A 5,452-nucleotide genomic window follows, 5' to 3' on the forward strand; every position below is an offset into this window, starting at 1 on the left:
GGTGGAGCGGGCGCGTATTGATCCTCTGTCGTTGAGGGGGAGTCGGACGGGGGTTTTCGCGGGGGTTATTCATAATGGTTACGGTCCGTTGTTGCATGAGGCTTCGGATGGTGTGCAGGGGTTTTTGCTGACGGGTAATACGCCGTCTGTCGCGTCGGGTCGTATTGCGTATGTGCTGGGTGTGGAGGGTCCGGCGTTGACGATTGACACGGCGTGTTCGTCGTCGTTGGTGGCGTTGCATCAGGCGTGTGTGTCGTTGCGTCGGGGTGAGTGTGATCTGGCGTTGGCGGCGGGGGCGACGGTGATGCCGCATCCGGGGATGTTCGTGGAGTTCTCGCGGCAGCGGGGGCTGGCTGCGGATGGGCGGTGCAAGCCGTTCGGTGCGGGTGCGGACGGGACGGTGTGGGCCGAGGGCGCGGCGTCGTTGGTGTTGGAGCGGTTGAGTGACGCGGTGCGGCGGGGCCATCCGGTGTTGGCGGTGGTGTCCGGTTCGGCGGTGAATCAGGACGGTGCGAGCAATGGGTTGACGGCGCCGAGTGGTGGGGCGCAGGAGCGGGTGATCGCGGGGGCGTTGGCGGATGCGGGGGTGCGTGCGTCCGAGGTGGATGTGGTGGAGGCGCACGGGACGGGGACGGCGTTGGGGGATCCGATCGAGGCGGGTGCGTTGATCGCGGCGTACGGGTCGGGGCGTCGGCGTCCGTTGTTGGTGGGGTCGTTGAAGTCGAACATCGGTCATTCGCAGGCTGCTGCGGGGTTGGGCGGTGTGATCAAGACGGTGATGGCGATGCGGGCGGGTGTGGTGCCTGCGTCGTTGTATGCGGAGGAGTTGTCGGGGCATGTGGACTGGTCGTCGGGGGTTGTGGAGGTGCCTTCGCGGTCGGTGGTGTGGCCGGAGACGGGTCGGCGTCGGCGTGCGGGTGTGTCGGCGTTCGGGATCAGTGGGACGAACGCGCATGTGATCGTGGAGGAGGCGCCGGGGGCCCGTGAGGGGGGCGACGGTGTCGTGCGTGCCGCGGTGTCGGTGGGTTCGGTGCAGGCGGCTGCGGGCGCGGTGGCCGGGTCCGGTTCCGTGCGGGCCGGTGCGGCGGGGCCGGTGGCGTGGTGTGTGTCGGGTGCGTCGCGGGAGGGACTGCGGGCGCAGGCGGCGCGGTTGCGGGTGTTCCTGGAGGAGCGGCCCCAGGCGGGGCCGGCGGAGGTGGGGCGTTCGCTGGTGTCGACGCGGGCGCTGCTGGACCACCGGGCGGTCGTGGTGGGCGACGACCGGGCCGAGCTGCTGGCCGGACTCGACGCCCTGGCCCGCCAAGAGACCACCGCCCACGTCGTGACCGGCACCGCCGACCGGGACGTCGGCACCGTCTTCGTCTTCCCGGGCCAGGGCTCCCAGTGGGCCGGCATGGCGCGTGAACTGCTCGACACCTCAACGGTGTTCGCCCGGCGCATCGACGACTGCGCGAAGGCGCTCGCCCCGCACACCGACTGGTCGCTGCAGGACGTCCTGCGCGGTGCGCCGAACGCCCCGGGACTCGACCGTGTCGACGTGGTCCAGCCCGCGCTGTTCGCGGTGATGGTGTCCCTGGCGGAACTGTGGCGCTCGGTGGGCGTCGAGCCCGACGCGGTCGTCGGGCATTCGCAGGGCGAGATCGCCGCCGCCCACGTGGCGGGCGCGCTCACCCTCGACGACGCGGCACGGGTGGTCGCCCTGCGGTCCCGTGCCATCGCCGCGTGGACGGGCGGCGGCGGCATGGCGGCCGTCGCACTCGGCGCCGCCGCACTGCGCCCCCTGGTCGAGCGCCTGCGTGGACAGGTGTATGTGGCGACCGTCAACGGCCCCGCGTCGACCACCGTCGCTGCCGACGCGGACGCCCTGGAGGAACTGATGGCCGCCTGTGCCGCGGCCGGCGTGGACGCCCGCCGGGTCGCCGTCGACTACGCCTCGCACTCCCCGCACGTGGAGGCACTCGAGGACGAGCTGATGAAGGTGCTGGACGGCATCACGCCCACCTCCTCCGCCGTCCCCTTCTACTCGACGGTGACCGGCGGACTCCTGGACACGGCGGCGCTCGACGCCTCGTACTGGTACCGCAACCTGCGGCAGACCGTGCTGTTCGAGCAGGCCACCCGGGCTCTGCTGGCCGACGGCCACCGCACCTTCGTCGAGGTCAGCCCGCACCCGGTGCTGACCGCGGCCGTCCAGGACACGGCGGCCGACGCGGCCGGCGCCGGCCGGGAGCCTTTGGTGACCGGCACCCTGCGGCGCGACGAGGGCGGGCGGCGGCGGTTCCTGCTGTCCGCCGCGCAGGTCCACACCCACGGCACCGCCGTCGACTGGAACGCGGCCGTGCCGGGCCCCGACACCGGGACGGTGGAGCTGCCCACCTACGCCTTCCAGCGCGACCGGTACTGGCTCGACAGCGCCTCCGCGGCCGCGGATGTGAGCGCCGCCGGACTGACGGCGTCGGGCCATCCCCTGCTGGGCGCCGCGGTGACGCTCGCCGACAGCGGCGACCTCGTCCTCACCGGTGTCCTGAAGCCCGCCGACCTCCCCCGGCCGGACGGCACGGAACCGGCGGACTCCTTCATGGACGCGGTGCTCACCGACCTCGTGCTGCACGCCGCCGAGCACGCGGGCTGCCCATGGACCGACGAACTGACGCTGCACACCCCGCTCGTCCCCGACGCGGGCGCCCCCTGCCAAGTGCAGGTCACCGTCCGCGCCGCCGGCCCCGACGGACGCCGGCGGGTCGCCGTGCACACCCGCCCGGACGATGGCGAGGACTCCGAGTGGACCCGCCACGCGGAGGCCACCGTGGGCCCCGAGGGCCCCGACGCCGACGACGACACGGCTCTCGTGGACGGCGCATGGCCGCCCCCCGCGGCGACAGCCCATGTCCCGGCCCCCGGAGGCGACGGGGCCGACGCGTGGGAGGACGCCGCCGCCCGGGGCGTCCGCTCGGCCTGGACCCTCGGCCGCGACCTGTACGCTGAGATCGAGCTCACCGGCGAACTCCGGGAGGAGACGGCCGGATTCGGCATCCACCCCGCTCTGCTGGACGCCGCCACCTGTGCCCTGGCCGCCCTGTCCGCGGACAACCGCCCTGCCAGGCACAGGATCTCCTCCTGGAACGGGCTCCGGCTGAACGCCACCGGGGCCGTCTTCCTGCGCGTACGGCTGACGTCCCTGGGGCCGGACCGCTACGGGCTGCTCGCAGCGGATCCGTCCGGACGGACGGTCGTCGCCGCGCAGAGCCTCACCCTGACCGCCGCTCCCGCGGTGCCCCGGGTCCGGCGGAGCGACAGCCGCATGTTCCAGCTGGCCTGGCCCACGGTGCCCGCCCCGGCCGCGGCAACGCGGCCCGCCACCTGGGCGCTGCTCGGCGAGGGCGTGAACACCCTGCTGCCCGTGATCGAGGACACCGGTGCGGTGGCACGGACGTACGAGGGCCCGGCCGCCCTCTCCGGCGCCCGTGACCCCGCGCCCGCGGTGGTGCTGTTCGCTCCCGCGGGCACCGGCGGCACCGACAGCGGCACCGCCACCGGGGAGCAGGGCGGCGGCCCGGCCGAACAGGCCCTGCGGGCCGCCGAGGACGTCCTCGGTCTGCTGAGGGCATGGCTGACGGACGGCGACGACGGGACCCGGGACGACACCCTCCTGGCCCTCCTCACCCGGCACGCCGTCGCCACCCACCCCGGCGAGGACGTCAGCGGCCTCGCGGGCGCGGCCGTGTGGGGACTGGTCCGCAGCGCCCAGGCCGAGCACCCCGGACGGCTGGTCCTGGTCGACACCGACGGTACGGACGCCTCGCTGCGCGCCCTGCCCGCCGCCCTCGCCACCGGCGAACCGCAGACCGCCGTACGCGAGGGACGGCTGCACGTACCCCGCCTGACCCGGGGGCTGTCGGAGCCCGAGCGGCCGGTCGCGGCGCCGGACCCCGACGGCACGGTCCTCGTCACCGGCGGCACCGGCACACTGGGACGGCTCCTCGCCCGCCACCTGGTGACCCGGCACGGAGTCCGCCGGCTGCTGCTGACCAGCCGCACCGGCCCGGACGGCGACGGGGTGGGTCCGTTCCTCGCCGAACTCGCCGCCGCGGGCGCCGAGGCGAGCGCCGTCGCGTGCGACGCGGCCGACCCGGACGCCCTGCGCGCGGTCCTGGACACGATCCCGGCGGACCGCCCGCTCACCGCCGTCGTCCACGCGGCGGGCGTGCTCGACGACGCCACCGTCCACGCCCTCACCCCCGGCCACCTCCGCCGCGCGCTGCGCCCGAAGGCCGACGCCGCCTGGAACCTGCACCGGCTGACCCGTGGGCTCGACCTGTCCGCCTTCGTGCTGTTCTCCTCGGTCACCGGGATCATCGGCACACCCGGGCAGGCTAACTACGCGGCCGCCAACGCCTTCCTCGACGGGCTCGCCGGCCACCGCCACGCCGCCGGACTGCCCGCAACCTCGCTCGCCTGGGGGTACTGGGAGGTCGCCACCGGCATGACCGGCCACCTCTCCCGGACGGATGTGGCCCGTATGGCCCGCACCGGTGTGGAACCGATGCCGACCGACGAGGCGCTGGCCCTCTTCGACGAGGCGCTCGCCGCCGGCCCGCCACTCGTCGTACCCGCCCGGATCCCCACTCGCGCACTGCACGATCTCGCAGGCGGCGGCCCCCTCCCGGCGGTCCTCCGGAACCTGGTGCGCACCCCGCGGCTGCGGCAGGCGGCCGCGGCCGGCACCCCGTCGTCCGGACCGGAATCCTGGGCACGGCGGCTGGCCCCGCTGCCGCCGGCCGAACAGCAGGCGCTCCTGCTCGACATGGTCGGCACGCACGCCTCCGTCGTCCTCGGCGCCGCCCGCCGGTCCTTCGACGCGGACCGCGCCTTCAAGGAGCTCGGCTTCGACTCCCTCACCGCCGTCGAACTGCGCAACCGGCTCGGGGCGGCGACCGGCCTGCGCCTGCCCGCGACCGTGGTCTTCAACCATCCGACGGCCGCCGCGCTCGCCGCCCATCTGCGCACCCTGCTCCTTCCGGCGGCCCCGCCCGTCGACGACGCCTCGCCCCTGGCGCGGCTGACGTCCCTGGAAACAGCGGTGGATTCGCTCGACCCCGCGGACACGGACACGCGCGACACGATCGCGGCACGCCTCCAGGCCCTGCTGCGGGTCGTCGAACGGCCCGGCGACCTCGCCGTGGAGCGTTCCGGCGACCTCACGGACGCCATTCTGTCGGCGACTCCGGACGAGATCTTCGCACTCATCGACAGCCGAATCGGCCGGCCCTCCGAGACCGATTCCGACAACCAGGGGGACCGCTCATGACGAACGAAGCGAAACTCACCGAATACCTCAAGCGCGTGACCCTGGACCTGCACAAGGCCGAGCGGCGGCTGCGCGACATCGAGGAACGCGCTCATGAGCCGGTGGCGGTGGTGGGCATGGGGTGTCGTTTTCCGGGGGGTGTGG

The 5,452-nt window shown here is 74.2% G+C and carries 2 protein-coding genes; both read left to right on the top strand.

Going from position 1 to position 5,452, the window contains the following annotated elements:
- Positions 1 to 5,308, top strand: a 5,308-nt coding sequence (locus C1I97_RS40240; protein WP_181446986.1) for a type I polyketide synthase, incomplete at its 5' end; no start/stop codon positions are given.
- Positions 5,305 to 5,452 (top strand): polyketide synthase docking domain-containing protein (locus C1I97_RS42780; protein WP_146608340.1); only part of this gene is annotated, 148 nt, incomplete at its 3' end. The genes C1I97_RS40240 and C1I97_RS42780, both read left to right, overlap by 4 nt.

This window comes from Streptomyces sp. NTH33, from assembly GCF_003236365.1.
In the GTDB taxonomy this organism is placed as follows: Bacteria; Actinomycetota; Actinomycetes; order Streptomycetales; family Streptomycetaceae; genus Streptomyces.